General features: G+C 37.6%; 25 protein-coding genes. 4 read left to right on the forward strand and 21 right to left on the reverse strand.

What is annotated here, in order from left to right:
- Positions 1-81: 81 nt before the first annotated feature.
- The 3 genes from KI375_RS07245 to KI375_RS07255 form a co-directional block, all read right to left on the reverse strand.
- Entirely contained in the window at positions 82-2379 is a 2298-nt protein-coding gene (locus tag KI375_RS07245) for a DNA internalization-related competence protein ComEC/Rec2 (protein WP_244852397.1), read from the reverse strand.
- 120 nt (positions 2380-2499) lie between these two features.
- A complete protein-coding gene (locus tag KI375_RS07250) occupies positions 2500-2961 on the reverse strand; it encodes a ComE operon protein 2 (RefSeq protein WP_212972846.1) in 462 nt (153 codons plus the stop codon).
- A gap of 78 nt (positions 2962-3039) precedes the next feature.
- Positions 3040-3657 (reverse strand): helix-hairpin-helix domain-containing protein, encoded by a 618-nt coding sequence (locus KI375_RS07255; protein WP_212972847.1) that lies wholly within the window; start codon positions 3655-3657, stop codon positions 3040-3042.
- An 86-nt stretch (positions 3658-3743) separates the two neighbouring features.
- Here KI375_RS07255 and comER point away from each other — a divergent pair, with 86 nt between their 5' ends.
- Positions 3744-4565, forward strand: a complete 822-nt coding sequence (comER, locus tag KI375_RS07260; RefSeq protein ID WP_212972848.1) for a late competence protein ComER — start codon at positions 3744-3746, stop codon at positions 4563-4565.
- Positions 4566-4688: 123 nt separating this feature from the next.
- On the opposite strand, the gene KI375_RS07265 is transcribed toward comER, so the two are convergent.
- The 8 genes from KI375_RS07265 to KI375_RS07300 form a co-directional block, all read right to left on the reverse strand.
- Entirely contained in the window at positions 4689-5429 is a 741-nt protein-coding gene (locus KI375_RS07265) for a class I SAM-dependent DNA methyltransferase (protein ID WP_212972849.1), read from the reverse strand.
- Positions 5429-5785 carry a ribosome silencing factor gene (gene rsfS / locus KI375_RS07270; protein WP_212972850.1) on the reverse strand — a complete coding sequence of 119 codons (357 nt, stop codon included), beginning with the start codon at positions 5783-5785 and terminating at the stop codon, positions 5429-5431. Before rsfS ends, KI375_RS07265 begins: the two co-directional genes overlap by 1 nt.
- A 230-nt stretch (positions 5786-6015) precedes the next feature.
- A complete protein-coding gene (gene yqeK / locus KI375_RS07275; RefSeq protein ID WP_212972851.1) occupies positions 6016-6579 on the reverse strand; it encodes a bis(5'-nucleosyl)-tetraphosphatase (symmetrical) YqeK in 564 nt (187 codons plus the stop codon).
- The gene (locus tag KI375_RS07280; RefSeq protein ID WP_212972852.1) at positions 6569-7144 is read right to left on the reverse strand and encodes a nicotinate-nucleotide adenylyltransferase; all 576 of its coding nucleotides are present in this window, start codon (positions 7142-7144) and stop codon (positions 6569-6571) included. The genes yqeK and KI375_RS07280 overlap by 11 nt, the downstream gene beginning before the upstream one ends.
- A gap of 17 nt (positions 7145-7161) precedes the next feature.
- Positions 7162-7452, reverse strand: a complete 291-nt coding sequence (gene yhbY / locus KI375_RS07285) for a ribosome assembly RNA-binding protein YhbY (RefSeq protein ID WP_212972853.1) — start codon at positions 7450-7452, stop codon at positions 7162-7164.
- Positions 7446-8285, reverse strand: a complete 840-nt coding sequence (gene aroE / locus KI375_RS07290; protein ID WP_212972854.1) for a shikimate dehydrogenase — start codon at positions 8283-8285, stop codon at positions 7446-7448. Before aroE ends, yhbY begins: the two co-directional genes overlap by 7 nt.
- 28 nt (positions 8286-8313) lie before the next feature.
- Complete coding sequence (gene yqeH, locus KI375_RS07295; RefSeq protein ID WP_244852399.1) at positions 8314-9423, reverse strand: ribosome biogenesis GTPase YqeH; 1110 nt, start codon at positions 9421-9423, stop codon at positions 8314-8316.
- On the reverse strand, positions 9420-9941 hold the full coding sequence (locus KI375_RS07300; RefSeq protein WP_212972856.1) for a YqeG family HAD IIIA-type phosphatase: 522 nt from the start codon (positions 9939-9941) through the stop codon (positions 9420-9422). Before KI375_RS07300 ends, yqeH begins: the two co-directional genes overlap by 4 nt.
- Before the next feature lie 321 nt (positions 9942-10262).
- Here KI375_RS07300 and sda point away from each other — a divergent pair, with 321 nt between their 5' ends.
- A complete protein-coding gene (gene sda, locus KI375_RS07305; protein WP_207451493.1) occupies positions 10263-10409 on the forward strand; it encodes a sporulation histidine kinase inhibitor Sda in 147 nt (48 codons plus the stop codon).
- A 31-nt stretch (positions 10410-10440) separates the two neighbouring features.
- On the opposite strand, the gene KI375_RS07310 is transcribed toward sda, so the two are convergent.
- A complete protein-coding gene (locus KI375_RS07310) occupies positions 10441-11241 on the reverse strand; it encodes a phosphatidylserine decarboxylase (protein WP_212972857.1) in 801 nt (266 codons plus the stop codon).
- A gap of 92 nt (positions 11242-11333) precedes the next feature.
- On the opposite strand from KI375_RS07310, the gene pssA reads away from it, so the two are divergent.
- On the forward strand, positions 11334-11870 hold the full coding sequence (gene pssA / locus KI375_RS07315; RefSeq protein ID WP_212972858.1) for a CDP-diacylglycerol--serine O-phosphatidyltransferase: 537 nt from the start codon (positions 11334-11336) through the stop codon (positions 11868-11870).
- 431 nt (positions 11871-12301) lie between these two features.
- Here pssA and KI375_RS07320 read toward each other — a convergent pair whose 3' ends face one another.
- The gene (locus KI375_RS07320; protein ID WP_212973162.1) at positions 12302-14098 is read right to left on the reverse strand and encodes a M3 family oligoendopeptidase; all 1797 of its coding nucleotides are present in this window, start codon (positions 14096-14098) and stop codon (positions 12302-12304) included.
- A 158-nt stretch (positions 14099-14256) separates the two neighbouring features.
- Between KI375_RS07320 and sigK the strand changes: the two genes are divergently transcribed.
- Positions 14257-14985, forward strand: a complete 729-nt coding sequence (gene sigK / locus KI375_RS07325; protein ID WP_212972859.1) for an RNA polymerase sporulation sigma factor SigK — start codon at positions 14257-14259, stop codon at positions 14983-14985.
- Positions 14986-15067: 82 nt separating this feature from the next.
- On the opposite strand, the gene mtnN is transcribed toward sigK, so the two are convergent.
- The 8 genes from mtnN to ruvX form a co-directional block, all read right to left on the reverse strand.
- Complete coding sequence (gene mtnN / locus KI375_RS07330) at positions 15068-15763, reverse strand: 5'-methylthioadenosine/S-adenosylhomocysteine nucleosidase (RefSeq protein ID WP_212972860.1); 696 nt, start codon at positions 15761-15763, stop codon at positions 15068-15070.
- Between the two features lie 16 nt (positions 15764-15779).
- Complete coding sequence (locus KI375_RS07335; RefSeq protein ID WP_212972861.1) at positions 15780-16433, reverse strand: YrrS family protein; 654 nt, start codon at positions 16431-16433, stop codon at positions 15780-15782.
- An 80-nt stretch (positions 16434-16513) separates the two neighbouring features.
- Entirely contained in the window at positions 16514-18241 is a 1728-nt protein-coding gene (locus KI375_RS07340) for a penicillin-binding transpeptidase domain-containing protein (protein ID WP_212972862.1), read from the reverse strand.
- Between the two features lie 161 nt (positions 18242-18402).
- On the reverse strand, positions 18403-18879 hold the full coding sequence (gene greA / locus KI375_RS07345; protein WP_212972863.1) for a transcription elongation factor GreA: 477 nt from the start codon (positions 18877-18879) through the stop codon (positions 18403-18405).
- A gap of 194 nt (positions 18880-19073) precedes the next feature.
- The gene (locus KI375_RS07350) at positions 19074-19715 is read right to left on the reverse strand and encodes an O-methyltransferase (protein WP_306419790.1); all 642 of its coding nucleotides are present in this window, start codon (positions 19713-19715) and stop codon (positions 19074-19076) included.
- Positions 19712-20881, reverse strand: a complete 1170-nt coding sequence (mltG, locus tag KI375_RS07355) for an endolytic transglycosylase MltG (protein ID WP_212972864.1) — start codon at positions 20879-20881, stop codon at positions 19712-19714. Before mltG ends, KI375_RS07350 begins: the two co-directional genes overlap by 4 nt.
- Before the next feature lie 213 nt (positions 20882-21094).
- Complete coding sequence (locus KI375_RS07360) at positions 21095-21379, reverse strand: DUF1292 domain-containing protein (RefSeq protein ID WP_207451509.1); 285 nt, start codon at positions 21377-21379, stop codon at positions 21095-21097.
- A gap of 12 nt (positions 21380-21391) precedes the next feature.
- The gene (gene ruvX, locus KI375_RS07365; RefSeq protein WP_212972865.1) at positions 21392-21808 is read right to left on the reverse strand and encodes a Holliday junction resolvase RuvX; all 417 of its coding nucleotides are present in this window, start codon (positions 21806-21808) and stop codon (positions 21392-21394) included.
- Positions 21809-21811: the final 3 nt, after the last annotated feature.

Below are 21811 nucleotides of genomic sequence, written 5' to 3' on the forward strand. Positions count from 1 at the left end.
GTTTGCTTTCATGCAAACTTTTTTTATTTAGGGATAAGAAGACTGATTATGGATTATTTTCTTCTTTTGCTTTACAATATCTTATTGCGATATGGTTTGAAACGTTCCTCCTTCAGAAGAAAATTTATAATGTAAGGCTCCATGCTCATCGATCCGAAAAATCTTCACCTTGAACCTTTGAAGGTTTTCTAACACATCAGGATGCGGGTGTCCATAACGATTATTTTTCCCCGCAGATATGACTGCGTATTCAGGCTTGGTCCTTTCTAACAATTCAATACTTGTGGATGTCTTACTCCCGTGATGTCCGACTTTTAAAATATCCGTTGATAATTTTTCATAAGTCTGTAATAACTCCCTTTCTCCCTCTTTTTCCAAGTCACCCGTAAACAGCCACTTCATTCCCCCGAAGTCTGCCAGCAAGACAAGTGAAGAATCATTATCCAGATATTCTTCCTTTATAGGATAAATAAATGAAAATGAACCTGATTTATTTTGCCACTTTATCCCAGCTTTTGTAACCGCAATCTTCACATCCTTTTCTTCTGCCTTTGTAAGAAAAGCTTCCATCATTGGTTTCTCCCAAGAGTTCGGAGGAACATGGACTTCTTTTACCTTTATTTGTTTCAAAAGCTCCTCACCAGCCCCCATATGATCAATATCTGCATGTGTTAGGATTAATTTGTCTATTTTCTGCACCCCTTTACTTTTTAAAAATGGAATTAGAATACTTTTTCCTACATCAAATGGAGTTGCCCGCTCTTTCCACTCTTCCTGCGGAAAGTCAATCTGCCCTCCAGTATCAATTAGATAATTGCCACGATTATAGGGCAATTGAATAAAAATACTATCCCCTTGTCCGACATCAATAAAAACTACTTCTCCCTTTGGCGAATAATGTAATCCCACAAAATAGATGGTGAAAATAAATAGGAGTGGAAAAACCGCGACCAGCCGAAACTTTTTCTTTTCCCGTAAAAGAAAGTAGATCCCAATTCCTAATATGATAAAGAAAAGAGCCATGCCACTTGGCTTTCCTGTAATAACAGAAGAAAAATGCCATGAGCTTACATACATCACAAGATGTTCCGAAAAAATCAAGACCTTTGCTAAAAGATCCGTAAAATACCGAAAAATCTCATCATTCGCAAATTGTACTATCCAAGCAAAAATCGACGAAGGAAGGACAACCAGCGAATAAAACGGAACAAAAAACATATTTGCAACAAGACTTACGAGCGAGAATTCATAGAAATGCCACATTAAAATAGGGAGAGAGACGAGCATTGAAGTAAGGGATGTTTCAAACAAAGACTTAAGGAAAGATGTTTCTTTCGGTAAACTATTCGCCATTATGACTAAGCCCATTGATACGACAAAGGATAATTGGAATCCTGCTTGATAGACGATATAAGGATTAAATAGAATAAAGAGGATAAAGCTAATGGCAATCGTATCCATTGTTGTTAACGGCCATCGCCATTTTTTGGAGGACAAGAGGAGTAGCATCATCAGGATCGCCCTGACAACCGGAGGATTTGCTCCTGTGATCATGGCGTACATTGGCAGAGTAGCTACAAAAATCCAGTACGTGACTTCTTTAGTTAATCCGATCCATCTAAAAAAGTAATAAAGAAAACCCATTATGAACCCAACATGAAGGCCAGAAATAGCCAATAAATGGATCACCCCTAATCGCTGATAAGCGTTCAATAGATCTTCATCAAAAAAGCTTCGTTCTCCGAAAACTAGTGCATTCACATAAGGGAGTATAGTAGCGGGAAAGTTTTCTTCAACAAGTCGAATCCCCTGTTCGCGGATGTTGATGAAGTAACTAGAGAGGGATTTTTTACTAGAGGCGCAATTTTGAAGCATATTATTCGAAGGTTGGAAAATCCAGTGGATATCATGCCTTTTTAAATACTTAGCATAGTTAAAAGCATGTTCATTCGTGTTATTCATTGGTTCAAGCAGTTCACCTGAGATTTTACATTCAGTACCGGCTTGAATCGACGTTTTTAAGAATTCCTTTTCTTGCTCAGTTTGTATACGATACTGTAACTGAAGTTTTTCATGTTCGGTAACAACGACTGCTCGTAAACGATCTCCATCAATAAGAGGGTATTGTTGAAATGTAATGATCACGGTCATATCTCCTTGATTATAAATAGACAGATTGTTTTTTTCTTTTAGAAAACTAATACTTGAAAAAATCAAAAGGCATGTACAACAAGCGAGTAAGAGCCTTATATTTTTTTCAAGAATCACTCTAATTATGAGCAGGAGTATCAATAAAACAGAAAATACATGTAATTCAAATGTGAGTATGAGACCCGAAAGTGAAGCTAATGCTAAAAATATCCATCTGCCTGTAAACATAACATCTCCTTTTTCAATTTTATTGGATCATGCAGGAGCTGTTCAATCAAGCGAGACTACATGGCGCAGATCCCAACTCTTTTGAACAGTTCCATACCATAATCATTTAGAAAAAGCCTATTAGACACTCTCTGCAAATGCTAGAAAGACATCCTTATCTAGTGGAACTTTCTCTGTTTTCACATTTGCTTGTTCAAAGAGTTCTAGGGCGTAGGGATGATTTTTATAATCTTCCGCATAATAAACAGCCTTTATACCAGCCTGAATAAGGGCTTTACAACATTGCAAGCACGGAAAATGTGTAACATAAATTTCCGCTCCCTCTGTCGCTACTCCAAATTTTGCACATTGAAGGATGGCATTCATCTCAGCATGAATGGTTCTGACACAATGATTATCAACAATATAACACCCCTCATCAGCACAATGAGTGCCACCTGCAATCGAGCCATTATAACCGCCTGCAATCATCCGTTTATCTCTTACAATTGTGGCACCAACTGTAAGCCTTGTACAAGTGCTGCGAGATGATAGTAAGTGACTTTGTGCCATAAAATATTGATTCCAAGATATTCTTTGCATTCCTTTTACCCCTCTACTTTTTTCTCCTTATAACAGATTACCAAAAAACCACGTTTGAGTCAGTATATTTCTTCTGTGCTATTGGATTGTGATTTGTTCCTTTAATTTTTCGAATGTCTTTTCACCAATACCAGATATGTTCATAAGTTCTTCTATCTCTTTAAACAAACCATTTTCTTCACGATATTGTATAATCGTAGCTGCTTTACTTGGACCAATTCCCGATATTGTTTCTAGTTCGGTTGCATCTGCCTGATTGATATTCACTTTCTCATCATTACTCGAACTCATAGTGTCTACATGAGGCATTTCCATTTCTACTTCCCCGATTTCTGGAATATAAATCACCATCTCATCGGATAACTTCATTGCGAAGTTTATTTGCTTTTCATCAGCTGTTTTTAATAATCCACCTGCTTTTTCCACTACATCATCTACACGCTCTCCCTCGACCGCTTCATATAATCCGGGTTTCTGAACTGCCCCTTTTACATCGATAAAAATATTCTCAGGCGTAGATTTTACGTCCTGCATTTCCTTTTCAACTTGCTCTGACTCCAACTCCGATTCCGTCCAAATTGGTTCAGTCAACGCCTCCTCTTTCTGTTGGAACTTAAATACAAATAGAAGGAGTATAATCACTGCAATAATAACAATCACTATCATTTGTTTATATTTTTCAAACCAAATAAGCAATTATTCAATTCACCTCATATTATTATGAATATTTTGTGGGCACCAGCATACATTTGTTAGGAGTAATGGATGAAGGAGGGAGAAACGTGAAGGTCGGAATTATCGGAATCGGAAATATGGGTACCATTCTTTCTGAAGCACTTCTCACAGGAAAGGCCATATCTCCTTCAAACCTCATAATTATCAACCGCACAACAGCAAAAGCTGAGAGGCTTAGAGATAAATACCAAGGGATTACCATCGCAAATAATCCCAAAGAATTAATTGAAAGTTCCAACCTTATCTTTCTTTGTATGAAACCAAAAGATTTTTACAGTTTTCTGCAGGAAAACAAGCAATACTTTAGAACAGATCAATGTCTTGCCTCTATTACTAGCCCGATTCATACAGCTTGGTTAGAAAAAGTGGTTCCTAGTTCTTGTGTACGTACTATCCCAAGCATCACTAATCGCGCGCTCACGGGCGTTACATTAATTACTTTTGGAGAGCAATGTACAGATAAATGGAAGGATGACCTCCTTGAAATCTTTTCAATGATTTCTACCCCTCAGCTTATTCCTGAAGAAATCACACGTGTTTCTTCAGATATTGTAAGTTGTGGACCAGCGTTTTTTAGTTATATAACGAGGCGGTTCATTGAAGCAGCGGTCGCAGAAACAAAAATCGATAAAAAAACTGCTGAAATAATGTTTGAACATATGTTGGTTGGCTTTGGAGATCTCTTAAAAAAAGGGTATTATTCATTATCTGAGCTGGAAGAAAAGGTATGTGTGAAAGGTGGAATTACCGGGGAAGGCATTGATGTCTTAGAAAATGAACTAGGCGATACATTTGAAAAGGTCTTTCAAGCAACACATAAAAAATATACAAAGGAGGTGCAAGAATTAGAAAAGGATTTCATCGATTAAGTATAGTTTCGACGTGGTTCGCGATAATCCTGCTATTTTTTTAAATTTTTTCGATATTCAATCCCAGTGAGGGAGGGATGTGCGCCTTCCCCACTGGGATTAAATTCCCTTTAAAGATCGCTTTTACTTTTGACAGACAAAAAAGATTCTTTCTGACTCTTCTTGTGGGGCGTCTTTCGTAAAATCTGCTGTAATAGAACGTATTTTAAAGCCAGTTTCTTTTAACCATTTCGTAAAGTCAGCTACTGAATAGGTCCTTTGTGTATGAAATTCATCAAATCGTTCATATTGACCAGTAGCATGATCTTTTAGAAAAAAAGTAAGATCATGCTCTACCGTATAGGAAGTCTCTCCCGGATAACAATCCCATATATAAGAAATATCTTCATCTACATATGAAAAAGTTTGATCCATAAAGATTTTTTCTATTTTATACGGAGAATGAATATCAAAAAGGAATAGTCCATCTTGATCCAAGTGGGTAAAAACCCGTTGAAATGTTTGTACAACTTGGTCAGATGACTGCAGATAATTTAAAGAATCACAAAAAATTGTTACAATACTATATGTTCCTAAATCTTCTAGCTTGGACATATCTTGCTCATAAAATTGGATATTTTCACGAATACTTTCTGTCTTTTCGTGGGCAACCATTAACATATCCGAGGATAAGTCCACACCTGTCACTTCATAACCACTTTGTGCAAGTAATACAGACAATTCTCCTGTCCCACACGCAATTTCTAAGATTTGTTTTCCATTTACTTGATTGGCTTGTGTCTCGCGTTCCACCAATTGAAGCCATTTATGATAAGGCACATCACTCATTAACTCATCATAGACATAAGCAAAGCGACCATACATTACGGATTCACCCTGCTTAATACATCGATCATAGGTGCATCTCCCCAAAGTTTTTCTAAATTGTAATAGCTACGTTCATCTCGCTGGAAAATATGAGCGATCACATCCCCAAAATCCATGAGAATCCACTTTCCTTCATCAAACCCCTCTACTTTTTTAACATCTATTTCCATTTCTTCAGAAACATCTTTCATTTCTCGAGAAATTGCTTGCACTTGCTTGCCAGAATTGGCATGACAAATGATAAAATAATCCGCAATCAAGGATAAACCTTTCATATTAAGAACAACAATATCTTCTGCTCTCTTATCGTCAGCTGCTTTTACAAGAGTATCTAATAGCTTTTCTGTACTCAAAAACGAATTCCTCCCTTTTTTTAAATAGAACGAGATCATCTATAAATGGCAAGTCTACTAGTCACCGTTGATTTCCGTTCAGGTGGACGCTTTCCGGAGGCCTGCAGAATGTAGGTCGCAAAGGCACTGCGACGTACAAAGATGTACTAGCAGGCGAAACAACAGAACGTTGCAGTTTAAGTCTGCCGACAGAATGTCGCGAACTCAGTCATTATCCCCATGCAAGGTGCTTACGCTTTTCTAATTAAATCATTATAAGCTTCAAATGTATCTGGATAAATAGTGGCCTTTTTTGTTAATAAAAATGCGATTGTATTACTTAATGCTTTTAGCACCGATTCATCCAAATTTTTGCGAGCTAGTTCTCTCGTTTCGTTTATTCCTGGAAAATCTCTTTGCGGCTCGATATAGTCTGCCAAAAATATTATTTTTTCAAGACGAGACATATTTGCCCGACCAGTTGTATGGTAACGAATCGCATTTAATACATCATTGTCTTCTATCGCAAATTCCTCGCGAGCCAAATAGGCTGCTACTGGTCCATGCCATAACTCGGAATGATACTCTATTAGCCGTGAGTCTTCATTTGCTTTCAACAGCAACTTTTTTAACTCGGCCACAGCCATCATTTTCGCATAATCATGGAAGATTGCTGCTAATTCAACCTTGGGTACATCTTCCCCATATCTGTCTGCTAATATTATTGCTGTTTCCAAAACTCTAACGGTATGTTGATACCGTGGTCCAGCCCCTAATGATCTCTGAACAATTTTTAAAGCTTGATCACGATTCATATAAACCCTTCTCCTCAATATACTGAATCACATTATCAGGCAACAGATACCTAATAGAAAAAGACTGCCTACATCTTTCCCTAATGAGCGTAGAAGATATATCCACTTGGGGAATGTCGACATATTGAACCGGATAAGGGCTTTGCAGCTCATATTTCGGACGATTCACCCCTATAAAGGAGACAATATTAACTAATTCTTCAATGCCGTGCCACTTCGGCAAATACTCTACCATATCTGCTCCAATAATGAAATAATACTCCACCTCTGGGTTTCGTTTTTTTAACATTTTCATTGTATCAAGTGAATAGGATTTTCCTTGTCGCTCCAATTCAATTTTTTCAATGACAAAGCAAGGGTTCCCCCCAATAGCTAATTCTAGCATCCGCACCCTGTCTGACTCGGTTGTACCACTTTTCCTTTCCTTATGAGGAGGCTCTTGGTTAGGCATAAAAGCAATTTGATCTAATTTCAAAGTATGCAATACTTCATTCGCGATTACTAAATGACCGAAATGCGGAGGATCAAAGGTGCCACCTAAAATGCCTATTCGCTGTTTTTGCATGTTACAATCTCCTCATACTATGGTAATTCAAGTCGTTTATTTTCCTGCGATTCTTTATATAAAATGATCGTATTCCCAATAATTTGCACAAGTTCAGCATTAGCCCCTGCGGACAAAGCAGTGCCCACTGTTTCCCGATCTTCCTCACAATTTTGTAGGATGCTAATTTTAATTAACTCCCTTGCTTCAAGGGCTTCCTTGATTTGCTTAATCATATTATCATTTACTCCGCCCTTCCCTACTTGGAAAATCGGCTGAAGATGATGAGCTGTCGATCTTAAATAGCGCTTCTGTTTTCCGGTTAACATATGTTTCCTCCTAAATGTTTCATTACGATTTCAGTCATTCTTTGTGTATTAGGCATATCCCCTGTCCACTTCTCAAATGCCAAGGCACCTTGGTAGACAAACATCCCTATACCATTTTGTGTTTGGGCCCCTTGTTTCTTAGCCTGTTTTAAAAAAGTCGTTTGAAATGGATTGTAGATGATATCAGAAACAAAAGCCTGAGGGTTTAATCGAGCTAACGAAAAAGGGCTTTGATTCATTTCTGGGTACATCCCAATAGAAGTCGTTTGGATCACTAATGTATACTCATTTAGTCTATCTTCCGCTTCCGCAAAAGTTAAAGCAGACGAATGACCTTTATAAGGACACATTTCCATGAGATTGAGCGCACGTTCGACCGTACGATTGCAAATATCAATATGCCCAATCCCTTTTGATAATAATGTATAAAAAATTGCTTTTGCTGCCCCACCGGCTCCTATGATTAAGACCCGTTCATTCTCTAACCTTTCTTTCCATTCTGCTTGTAAAGCCTTAATGAACCCTTCCCCATCTGTATTAAAACCAACCCATTGCTTCCCTTCCCTGACCACCGTATTAATCGCTCCAATAGCTTCAGCTAATGGATCAATTCGATCTAAGAAAGGGATAATCGCTGTTTTATGTGGGATCGTAATATTAAAGCCTTCTACCCCTATTGCTTTCATTCCTTTAATGGCTATCTCAAGATCAGTTCCTTTAATATGAAAGGGATGATAGTAAGCTTCCATCCCTAATTCTTTAAATTCTTGATTATGCATTAGAGGAGACAGAGAATGTGCGATCGGATCCCCAATCACTCCATATAATTTCATCGTCAACATTTCCCCTTTTTTCTCTCTATTAAATAAGCGATTTTCGTAATAATACACTAACGCCTTTCGGAACATAGGCGGCGATTTTGGCTCCAGCTTCTGGCACAGTCACCCACCCGAGGCCCGAAAAGACAATATCTGTTTTACCTTCACGAATCGTAAAATCATGACGAATAAGCTCTGGGAATTCTTCAAGTTCATTTTTTCGTGGTGGTTGAAGCATGTCTCCAACATGATTTTCATATAAAGCATCAGCATTTTCTAATTTTGTCCGATGAATATCGAGTTCATTTCCCATATAACAAACAAGAGATCGACGTCCACCTTTTTCATAGTCTAGTCGAGCTAATCCGCCAAAGAACAAGGTTTGTTGTTCATTTAACTGAAATACTCTTGATTTTATTTCTTTTTTCGGTGTGATCATTTTTAAATCCTTTTTCCCTACAAAGTGAGCAATTTGATGATGATTTATAATTCCTGGCGTATCAATTAATGATTGGCCATCCTGTAAAGGAATTTTGATCATATCTAATGTTGTCCCAGGGAAATGAGAAGTCGTAATTAGGTTTTCCACTTCCGCCGCTTCATGCAAAATTCGATTAATCAGTGTGGACTTCCCTACATTTGTACAACCGACAACATATACATCTTTTCCCTGTCGATACTGATCAATTTTCTCAAGTACCTCTTGAATATGAAACCCTTTTTGCGCACTTGTCAGGAGAACATCGACCGGTCTAAGCCCTAATTGTTTTGCTTCACTTTTCATCCATTGAATCACTTTATTCGCTTTTACTGATTTGGGAAGCAAATCCGCTTTATTGCCAATAAGTAAAATCGGATTTTTTCCTACAAAGCGATGAAGTCCTGGAAGCCAACTTCCATTAAAATCAAAGATATCAACGATTTTGACAATCAAGCTATCCGTTTTCGCCAACTGATTTAAGATATTCAAAAAGTCTTGATCTGTAAGAGATACATCCTGAACCTCATTATAATGTCTTAAACGAAAGCATCTTTGGCAGATAATTTCTTCTTTTTCTAGTGAAGAACTTGGTGCGTAACCGACCCCTTTAGGATCTACAGTCTGGATCACGGCACCGCACCCATAACAAATATATTCTTCGGTATTACTCAATTTGATTCCTCCCAATCAATCAAGCCTTTTCGCTTGAAATTCGCCATTATCTTACGTTCAATTTTACGATTGAATTGAGTAAAAAAACCATCCGAGCTAGCAACTGGTACCACTAAAATTGTGTGTAATCCCATGCGATTCCCACCCAATATATCTGTGAGCAATTGATCTCCAATAATGACTGTTTCTTCTTTTTTCAAATTCATCGTTAGCATAGCCTTCTTAAAAGCCGTACGTAGCGGCTTTCTCGCCTTAGAGATAAAAGGTATTTCCAATGGATCAGAAAAAATCCGCACTCGTTCTTCATTATTATTAGACACAATGGTAATTTTAATCTGATGTTGTTTCATGTCATGTAACCACTCAATCAATGGTGGGGTCGCATTCGGTCGATCCCATTCAACTAATGTATTATCAAGGTCTGTGATAATCCCTTTGACCCCTTTTTCTTTTAATACGCTTGGAGAAATATGATAAATACTTTTGACATATTCTCCTGGCAAGAATTTTTTCAGCAATGATTTGCACCTCTATTAAAAAAATATATAAATGTATCTTACCTAACTTTTGACAAAATCGCACCTTTTTTGTTAATACCAAATACTTTTCGACATTTTCTAACAAACTCGAATCTGTGGATAACTTTATTCACTTTATTATAGTGGTTATATCAAGCTTAAACAGATTTATCCATACGTTGCCCACAAGTTATCCACTTCCACCTGTGGATAAAGGAACACTTGTTCCAACGATTTAATTTTGTTAAAGTAACAATAACGTTTAGACAACCTATTATTTTATGAATGCATGTTGAATTAAAATTGCTGGAGGTGAAGCTGATGAATAAGCTATCAGACGAACTATTGATTGAATCTTATTATAAAGCAAAAGAACTCGAATTGAGTTACGACTTTATTCAGCTAATTGAATTGGAGCTCCACCGGCGATCACTAGAAGAGTATACGGAAAAAGTAACTTTAAACTAACGAAAATGAACTTGATTCGTACGAAGCGTCTCTATCTTAATTTATGGCGCTTTGTTTTTATTTTCCCAATTGGCTCCCCGTATTTCACAGGAAGAGGCAGGTCTTGTTGTAATAGTGATTCAAAGGTTGCTTTTGGAAACAATAATATAACTGTCGAACCAAAAGAGAAGTAGGCAATTTCTTCCCCTTTTTTCCAAGTCTCATTGTGATTTGTCACCTGTACCGAATTGATCATCATCGCTCCAACTTTTATCATCCCCAAACGAACATCTTCGTGCTGTAATAATGTTATGATTCGGTAATTGCTCGCTAAAGTATCCTTCCCGTATTTTAAACCTAATGCATTTACAGGGAAAGACCTGTCGCCAAGGCTGTATTGATCCATTTTTTCCACTAATAATGGAGAATGTATTCTATGATAATGGGACGGACTTAAATAAATGATCATATACGTTCCTTCTACAAATTCCTGGGCTTGCTCCTTTCCACCAAGCATTTCCGCGATGGAATATCTTTTCCCTTTTACCATGATATCTTGATTTAAATCAACCGTCCCCATCTCTTTAATCACACCATCGACTGGACTCACGACCGTATCAAATTGTTCATTGATTGAGCGGACACCCGCTTTCAACCTCCGTGTAAAAAATGTATGTAAATTCGGATAGGAGCTCCATTGACCGGCCATTTCATCCAAATTGATTCGGAAAATTTTTGCATAAGGCTTAATAAGGGGTCGACTTATATTCGATTGTGCAAATCGTGAAAGGGTCTTTGAAAAAATCGGACCATTTGTCGCTCTAATCATAGCTCGGTATAATAGCTCTTTCAAAATATATTCCTCCGGTAAATAATTTTGTTAACATTTTCGTTGGAAAGTTTTATAATTATAAAGAAGACCTGTAATTAAAAGGAGGTGCTGTAATGTTAATCAATGTAATGGATATGACAGTTCGGTTGTTGAAAGCAAATGCTGCAAATTTTTTAACACTTATCAATTTAGGATTAGGTGGTTTTGCCATTATAGCCTGTATCAACGGTCAATATCATTTAGGCTTACTCTTCATATTTATTGCTGCATTGGCTGATCGATTCGATGGAATGACTGCCCGAAAGTTTCATATTGAATCTGATTTAGGAAAACAACTGGACTCAATGAGTGATATTATTTCATTTGGGGTCGCTCCTGCATTGTTATTATATCAGGGAATTCTTCATCTGTTTGGTTTTCCAGGAATATTTTTTACTGTTTTCTATATTGCTTGTGGAGCTTTTAGACTTGCTAGATTTAATATTACGGAAAATGAGGGGCATTTTACGGGACTCCCTATCACAGCCGCCGGATGTTTGCTTACATTGAGCTACCTTACTATTCCTTACCTACCATCGCACTCTTTTATTCTTATTAGCCTTCTTTTATCCATCATGATGATTAGTACTTTTACAATAAAAAAGGTTTAATATAAGCCGGTTCACCTCGAAAGAGTTGACCGGCTTAATTTAAACCAACAGGATGTTGATCTGAACGGCGTTGTGACGCACAGGATGTACGAGTGCAGACGAAGCGACAGGACGTCGCTGAACAGGCGCTTACGCTTTTCTTGTCTAGCTACAGCGCCTAGCGACTAGCAAATTTACGGCTTCCTCCTACGATAAGTCAACATCGATTCGTCCTCTGTCCTCATCGTGTTTCCTTTATCTCGTCTAAATCCTTTAAATTTGTACGTCGCTGAACAGGCGCTTACGCTTTTCTTGTCTAGCTACAGCGCCTAGCGACTAGCAAATTTACGGCTTCCTCCTACGATAAGTCAACATCGATTCGTCCTCTGTCCTCATCGTGTTTCCTTTATCTCGTCTAAATCCTTTAAATTTGTACGTCGCTGAACAGGCGCTTACGCTTTTCTTGTCATCTTCATAAATTCTTTTACGTCTTGGATGCACAGTTGGATGCCTTGTTCCCAGAAGTCTTTTTTGGTTAAATCGACATCTAGATGTTTTTTCGCGAGTTCTTCTACTGTCATGGCACCTGTATCCTGGAGAAGCGAGATATAGTTCTGTTCATAGCTTTTCCCTTCTTTTAACGCTTTGGCGTAAATGCCAAGTGAAAATAGATAACCAAAAGTATAAGGGAAATTATAAAATGGTACGTCTGTGATAAAGAAATGTAATTTTGAGGCCCAAAATTGCGGATGATATTCTTTTAGAGCATCGCCGTAAGCCTCTTTTTGTGCCTCTGTCATCAACTCATTTAGACGGTTTTTATTCACGATTCCATTTTTACGTTCCTCATAGAAACGTGTTTCAAATAAAAAACGAGCGTGAATATTCATTAATAGGGCAACAGATCGTTGAATTTTATCTTCCAAGAGGGCAAGCTTTTCATCATCATTTTGCGCTTCTTTCACCGATGCATCGGCAACAATCATTTCCGCAAATGTTGAGGCTGTTTCAGCCACATTCATCGCATAGTCACGATTAGCAGGATTCACTTCTTCTAGCACATAAGAATGAAATGCATGACCTAATTCATGAGCAAGGGTTGAGACATTCCCTGGTGTTCCAGAATAGGTCATAAAAATTCTTGATTGCTGACTATTTGGGAAAGACGTACAGAATCCTCCCGGCCGTTTGCCTGGTCGGTCCTCTGCTTCAATCCATCGCTCTGCAAAAGCCTTTTCCGTAAACTGAGGTAATTTATCTCCAAATTCACTAAAATGCTTTAAAATAAAATCTGCGCCTTCTTGATAGCTATATGTTTTATTGGATTTCCCAATCGGTGCATCTAAATCTTGCCAACTTAGCTGTTCAACACCTAGAATCTCTGCTTTACGTTGAAGAAATTCTACAAATGGTTGTTTATGAGCAGAAATCGTCCCCCACATTACATTTAGGGTCTCTTCACTCATCCGATTATACGTTAGAGCTTCTTTCAAAAAATCATCCCATTGTCTTTGGTGGTAAACAGATAATCGAAAACCAGCAAGATGATTTAATGTATCCGCCAATACATCAGATTCTTGCTCCCATGATTCTTCCCAAGCAGTAAATATTTGTTGACGTACTTGTGGATCAGGAGACGAGAATTTATTGGCAGCTTGCCCAACAGATAGCTCCGTTATTTCTCCATTTTCTCCAAAAGGAATCTTTATTTTGCCAACAATTGTATCATATAGTTCTCCCCACCCATGATAGCCATCCACACTTAAAGCATGGATAAGGGCTTCCTGTTCTTGTGGTAACTTTTCAGATGCCTGTTGTCTTTTTTCATTCAATACGAATGTGATTTCTTGAAAATCAGGCCTTTTTAATAAGCTTAGCCAAATATTTTCTTCGATCATGGATATTTTTTCATCGAATACGGTCAGAAGCGTTTCAAATTGGGCACGTAATGTTGTGACGATTCCACGCAATTCATTTGCCTTTGCATCGTTTAAATTTTGGGCTTGCAAACAACTGACAAATGCTCCTGCCTGTCCCATATTATCAGCGACAGTTTGCATAGTTGCTAATAATTCCAAAAGCGATGTATCATTGTTGCTTGTCGGAATTGTCCAATGTTCAACACGATCTTTAAATTGGTTCAATTGTGAATGTAAGCTTTGTAAATGTTTGGCAAATTGGGGTGATTCACTTCCCCCTTCGAAAAAAACATCTAAGTCCCAAATCTCTTCATAATGACTTCTCAATATGATTCCTCCTCAACCTTGTCTTCCAATTCATTATAAAAGACTTATCCTATTTTTCATAATTTTAGAGGTTCTTCAAGTTTTTAGCCTGGACAAGCAAAACTATTCAAGTGGACTCATATACATGAGATATAGGCGAAAGCGGAGATGGAGGTGAGGATTTGTCCGGGATACTAGCGGCAATTGGGTATTTATTCAAAGAGCTAATGTTCCTTGTTTCATATGTAAAAAATAACGCTTTTCCACAACCTTTATCCCCAGAAAAAGAAAAACTCTACTTAGAACAAATGGCTGAAGGAGATGAAACAGCACGTAACCTTTTAATTGAACATAATTTACGGCTTGTTGCCCATATCGTAAAAAAGTTTGAAAATACTGGTGAAGATGCCGAAGATCTAATTTCTATCGGAACAATCGGATTGATTAAAGCAATTGAAAGTTATTCCTTCGGTAAGGGGACCAAGTTGGCTACTTATGCTGCCAGATGTATTGAGAATGAAATCTTGATGCATCTACGGGCATTAAAAAAGACAAAAAAAGATGTGTCATTACACGATCCAATTGGTCATGACAAAGAAGGGAATGAAATTTCCTTGATCGATGTTTTAAAGTCAGAACTGGAGGATGTATTTGACACCATTCAATTAAATATGGAATTGGAACGAGTTAAAAAATATATTGATGTTTTGGATGATAGGGAAAAAGAAGTGATTGTCGGCCGCTTTGGACTAAACTTAAAAAAAGAAAGAACACAGAGAGAAATTGCAAAGGAGTTAGGAATATCAAGAAGTTATGTATCACGAATTGAAAAACGAGCGTTGATGAAAATGTTCCATGAATTTTATAGGGCAGAGAGAGAAAAACTCAAAAAAACGCAGGGAGATGATTGATGAATACCTTTATAAAGAATCATAATTTTCACAACAACAGGGCAACCAAAGTGACATTGATTGCCCTGCCCTCTTTGCATTTTCAGGATATTTCCTTGATCATTTCTACTACAAGCTGAGCGGAATGAACAGCAGCAGTCTCAAGGAATTGATCAAATGAAATATTGGAATCTTTTCCCGCTATATCAGATAAAGATCGGATGACGACGAAAGGAACATCAAATTGCCATGCTACTTGTGCAATCGCAGCTCCTTCCATCTCAACCGCATAAAGATCCTGAAATTGTTGACGAACAAACTCCACTCTTTCAGGGTCATTCATAAATGAATCACCTGTTGCAATCAGTCCTTCTACTGTCTGAATCTCGTCAATTTTCTCAGCGGCTCTTACCGCCTTCTCTACAAGAAAAGGATCTGCCTTAAAAGCTGGTGGCATTTGTGGAACTTGACCATATTCATACCCAAAAATAGTGGCATCAACATCATGATGGCGAACCTCTGTTGAGATCACTAAATCTCCAATATTTAAGTCAGGGTGATAACCACCAGCCGAACCAGTATTAATTACAATATCTGGTTTGAATCTTTCCAATAATATCGATGTTGACATTGCTGCATTGACTTTTCCAATGCCAGATTTCAATAAGATTACTTGCTTGTCCTCTATTTTCCCAACTGTAAACTCACAATTAGCAACAATCTCTGTTTTTATATCGACCATTTGCTTTCTTAATATCGAAACTTCTTCCTCCATTGCACCGATGATTGAGATGACCATGCTGCATACCCCATTCCTATTCTTGACCTTTATCGTTTTCGATTAACTTCTTCACTTCTGTCGGTTTCCAACCCTCGCCATCAACCCATTCAAGATAGACCCGATAAGCTTCATTTGGCTTACTTGATTCAGATACTGTCATAACAGCTTGACTTCCTGTATCGTCGCCTTTTCTAGTCCACCAATTTGTCATACTGTCTGGGGAGATTCCAATGGCATAGGCAGCAGCCTTCTCTTTTTCATTCCAATCTGTCGATCCCATTTCTGAAGAATATTGATGATCACCTGATTGTTCTGTGCCAACTGGCTTCCATGAAGGATCATTGATCACTTTATCAACATTTGCTTCATCACTATCTTCTTCAATTACCTCTTCGTCCTCTGCATTCTCATCCGTTTCTTTCTCTTCATCCGCATCTTCTTCTTCTCCTGCTTTATCTGTTTTGTCTTGCTTATCATCTGATTGTTGATTTTCCTTTGTTTGTGCTTCTGTTTTAGCTGCCTCTTTCATTTCTTTCTCTGTCTTACTATCTGTTAGGAAAATATTGCCACCCACTATCAGAATAAGAATGACTACGATCGCAATCAATGTATTTAGTACAATATTTGTTTTCCTTCGCTTTGCACGTTGTTCATAACGTGAATTGATCCGATTAAATTTATCTGGCATATAATCCACCCCATTTCCATTGTCTTTATCATATCATGGACAGGAAAAAACGTGAATTAAATTTTCTCTTATTTGCTATTCTATTTCTCCTCCTCATGGATCATCTCAACTAAATCAGCATAAAGACTTGTTACTGAGCCTTGATCATCTTTCACCCCTAAATTAACCGTCACAAGAACGTATTTGGGATTTTCAAAAGGAAAATAACCAGCAAACCATTTGTTATACAACTGCTCATCCTCAGCTTGCATACCCGTTTGTGCTGTACCGCTCTTCCCTGCTACATCATAAGGGAGATTTTGAAAATAAGCACCCGTTCCTTCTGGATCTGTCACAACTTTTCGAAGTAATTGCTGCATTTTTTGTGCAGTAGCAGTTGAAATCGATACGTCTTTTTTATCCTGCGCAGGAAATTCAAACATTGAGCTTCCGTCCGCATATTGTATCTCGGATGCAATCCTAATCGATTTCCCTTTCCCTCCCCTTGCAATCGTCGCCATCATATTGGCAACTCCAATTGGCGAGACACGAACCTCATGCTGGCCGATTCCAGTTTGCGAAATAAAATTATGGTCAACTTGATCATGATTTTGCAAAAATATTCTTCCTGTTGAAGCTGTAAATTGTTTGAAGTCATTTAGATAAAAAACATCACCTTCCCAGCTCTGAGATCCAATTAAACCTAATTTTTCGGCATAAGCTTCTAATAAATGGGGGTCCTTGTCCTGAATCTTATTAGCAACTTCTGCAAATGTGCGATTGCAACTACGCGCAAAGCTATCTTCTATATTCAACTCACCTAATTGGCGCTTAGCACTATTGCCCCTAATATCGAGGTTACAATCAAAATGGTCCGAATTCGTTATTAATCCTTCTTCAAATGCCGCTGTAGCCACAACTGTTTTAAAAACGGATCCCGGAATCTGCGCTTCAAACATTTGATTGACCACCCCTTTATCATCAAAAGGGCTTTGACTGTTAAGAACAGGACGAGATGCATCCGCAATCACTGTACCTGCTTCGATATCCAATAAAATAGCCCCACCATTCTCAACTTCATATTGATCTAGTAGCGATTCCATCTTTTCTTGTATCGTTCGATCAATCGTTGTTTTCACATTAAGGGGATAATACGGATTATTCTCACCTGTATATTTGACATCAACGCCAAACAAAGGGTTCCCTATTGCATCCACATGAAAAATTAACTTTGTCGGTGTATCAGGTAATAAAAACTCATCGAATTGCGCTTGTAAGCCGGTAACTCCTATTTTTAAATCACTGATGTTTTTATCCGGATATCTTTCTTTAAGTTTCTCATTATTTTCACCAACTACACCAATAAGTTGGGCTGCCGGTAATGTATCGGGAATCCATTTTCGTTTTAAGGAAACAACTCCAGGAATATTTAATTCGTTGATCTTATTAGCTTGTAACTCGGTTAATTCCCCATAAATAAAAGGAGATGCAGCATCCTCTATTTTCGCTGCTAACTGTTTTGATGGAACTTGTAAAATTTCAGCTACTCCGTTTTGATCCCACTCAATCCCTTTTAAAAAAGGGAATAACACCAGAACCATCTCTTCACGATGTGAAAGTGGCTTATCCTTTGAATCTAAAAACAGCCCGCGTCCATCATCAATGAATACTTGCTGTGTCCTTTGCTTCACACTTTCTTCAAAAAGATTAACCTCATGTTTCGAAAAATGTTCGGTTTGAAATAATTGAATTTGCATTAATCTTCCTAATAATAGTCCTAATCCTAATAAAATACTGATTGATAAAAAGACAACACGTTTCTTGCTCATGCAACCACCTCAAGAACAGTGTAGCCTTTTTAACAATTAATCAACCTACAGCTGGAAAATAAAGGGTAAATTGCAGCTTCCATCACTAGACCAAGAACTATTGAAGAAGGAGCCTCCCAAAAGTCCATTGACTGACTTTTGAGAAGCTCCCTCTTTATTCTTTATTGAATTGAAACAAGTCGTACTTTCATTTCTCCACCAGGTGTTTGCACATTCACTTCTTGATCTACCTTATGCCCCAATAAACTTTTCGCGATTGGAGAATCGTTTGATATTTTCCCTTCAAACGGATCTGCTTCCGCACTTCCAACAATCGTATACGTTTCCTCGTCACCATCAGGAAGTTCAATAAATGTGACCGTTTTCCCTAATGTGACCGTATCTGAATTCAGATCATCATCCTCAATGATTTTCGCATTACGGATCATATTTTCTAAAGTTGTGATACGTCCCTCTACAAAAGCTTGTTCTTCTTTTGCAGAATCGTATTCCGAGTTCTCAGATAGATCTCCAAAACTACGAGCAATTTTAATACGTTCCACAACTTCTTTTCTTTTAACCGTTTTTAATTCTTCTAGTTCTTGTTCAAGTTTTTCTTTACCTTCTTCTGTCATTGGGTAAACCTTTTCGACAGCCATTCCCTTCACTCCTTATCTGTTTAAAACCTCTATATATTAAATATTGAATGTATACATGATAACGCGCCTATTTAGAGGCGCGCATGTTCTTCATGTGAGTACATGTATATATAGTATCTATGCTATATTATTACAAAAATAACTTTTGTTCAAGATAGGCTTATCTTTACACAATTACAAATGAATATCAATATTTATACTTTCCGACTCACTGCCAAGCCATCCCCAACTGGGAGAATAACCGTTTCAAATTCATCTTGGCTCATTAGCCATTGATTAAAATTTTCCAGCTTTTCTGCTATTATTGTCAATCTTTTATTTTCCCCAATAGTTGGATCTGCTACTAATCCTCTGAATAAAACATTATCAATATAAACACATCCTGATGGTGCCAGTAAATCGCTGTACATTTCAAAGAATTTTTTATATTGTCCCTTCGCAGCATCAATAAATATAGTATCAAAGGGACCGTATATGCTCACAGTTTCAAAAACATCTAATGCATTTCCATGAATGATGTTGATTCTTTCTTCAAAACCAGCTTGCTGGATATAGTATTGAGCTCTTTCCACCTTTGATTCGTCGATTTCTATGGTGACGATCTGGCTATCCGCTAAAGCCTCTGCCATTCTAAGAGCGGAATATCCAATAGCTGTGCCGATCTCCAAAATACGTTTCGGTTTTTGGAGCTTCATCATGTGTAACATTACTTCTATACCGGCTAAATCCATAATAGGTACATGTTCATCTTTGGCATATTGCTCCATCTCATAAAAAATACTTGGACGAGTACCCATAAGAGAGTGGAGATAATTTCTTACCGATTCATCTATCACTCCGAAGCTTCCTTCCTTTTATCTGTTATATGTTTTTTCTTTAAAGCATTATGCTCTTCCAATGTTTTTGCGAAATACACATCCCCTGTCCCATATTCTGCTAGGAAGTAAAGATAATCGGTATCAGCAGGGTTCAAAACAGCTTCGATCGACTCCTTACCAGCATTTGCAATGGGGCCTGGCGTTAATCCTTTATGCACATACGTATTGTAAGGAGAATCTACTTGCAGATCTTCATACATTGTCCTTACTTGATGTTCCCCTAAGGCATAAGCAATTGTTGGATCTGTTTGTAAAGGCATATCTTCCTCTATACGATTTACAAAGACGCTTGAAATCTTTTTGCGATCGGCTTTAGCTGTGGCTTCTTTTTCAATTAAAGATGCCATCGTCAACAATTCATGAACACTCATTTTTTTCTCAGAAAGCGCTTCGTTATAGTTCGCTAATACAATTTGCGTTTGCTTTATCATTGGATCAATAATCGCATCTAATGATGGCTTTTCCTCATAAAAAGAATATGTTGCAGGATAGAGGTATCCTTCAAATGGATGCTTAATTGCATCAGCTTTCATATCATCTGTAATAATTTCCGGATATTTTTCCGCAAATTCATCCACTGTTTTAGGATCGTCTAATTTTTCCATAATCTCCTTTGCTGAATAATCCGTTTGTTTAGCCATTACTTCTGCAATTTGCTCTAGTTGAAAACCTTCAGGCACAGTGATTTTAAATACTTCTTTGCTGACTAATTTCCCGGTTTGCAGTGCATCCGTAATTTCCGCTAATGTCATAGAAGGAGAAAATTTGTAATTTCCCGCTTGGAATCCAGAAATGTTATTAAATTTTACATAATATTTGAAAATCGTTCCATTTTTAATAATTTTCTTTTCTTCTAATAATTGTCCAATCGAGCTCGTGGAGGATCCAATAGGGACTTCAACTTCTTTTTGCTTTTGATTATCAGGATCAAGTGGTTTCAATGATGATTCAATATATATATATCCCCCCAAGAAGACTCCCCCCGCAGCCAATACTAAAATCAGGGCGATAATGGCTACAATTCTCCTAATGGTTCTCGCCTCATTTCCTCTCTCAATCAAATTATTTTTAATGATCGTCTTTTTGGATAATTTATTGTTTTTCTCGCGACTTTTACCCGCCACGTACAATCCCCCTTATGAAGCAAAAAAGCTACTCTATATTTTTCCTGTTCATTATACTATAAAAAATGTCTAATTTACTCGTAAAATGAAATATAACATTAAAAACCGAAGTATAAAAGGGAGATACTGCCTGTTAATGCGGGATAAAAGAGATGGACCTAGCTTTTATTATGAGCTAGGTCCATCTCTTTCATTATTCAGAAGATTGTTCTGTTATTCCTCTTCTTCAGCCAGAAAAGTATTTAGCATTTCTTCAATCATATCCCATTCTTCTTCTGTTTCAATGGGTTGAAGATTTCCACCATCACTCTCATTATTTTGGTTGTAAGCAGACGCATGAATTTCGATATCTTCCTGCTCATCTTCTTCCGCTCCTGCTGGGAAGTACAATACGTACGATTTATTGAATTCTTCCGAATCAAAGGTGAATAAAATTTCATGTAACTGTTCATTTCCCTCTTCATCTACAACTGTAATAAATTTATCTCCGTTTTCCATATCTTCACCTCATTATTGTTGGCTATCTAAATAGCCCTGTAAAATCATACTAGCGGCCATTTTATCGATAACCTTTTTTCTTTTCTTTCGACTTACATCTGCTTCAAGTAATACGCGTTCCGCCGCCATTGTACTTAAACGCTCATCCCATAATAAAACTGGTAATTGAAATTGCGTCTCTAATTTTTCTGCATAGGATTTGGAAGCTTCCCCTCTTGGACCAACCGTATTATTCATATTTTTCGGGAAACCAACGACAATTTTTTCTACAGCGTATTCGTCAATGATTTGTTTAATTCGCTTCAAACCAAAATGCTTTTGTTCTTCATCAATTGGGATGGTCTCGATCCCCTGGGCCGTCCATCCCATTTCATCACTGATCGCTACACCAACTGTCTTGGATCCTACATCTAAACCCATGATTCGCATATA

The sequence above is a fragment of the Bacillus sp. J14TS2 genome (assembly GCF_018333015.1).
In the GTDB taxonomy this organism is placed as follows: Bacteria; Bacillota; Bacilli; order Bacillales; family Bacillaceae_C; genus Lederbergia.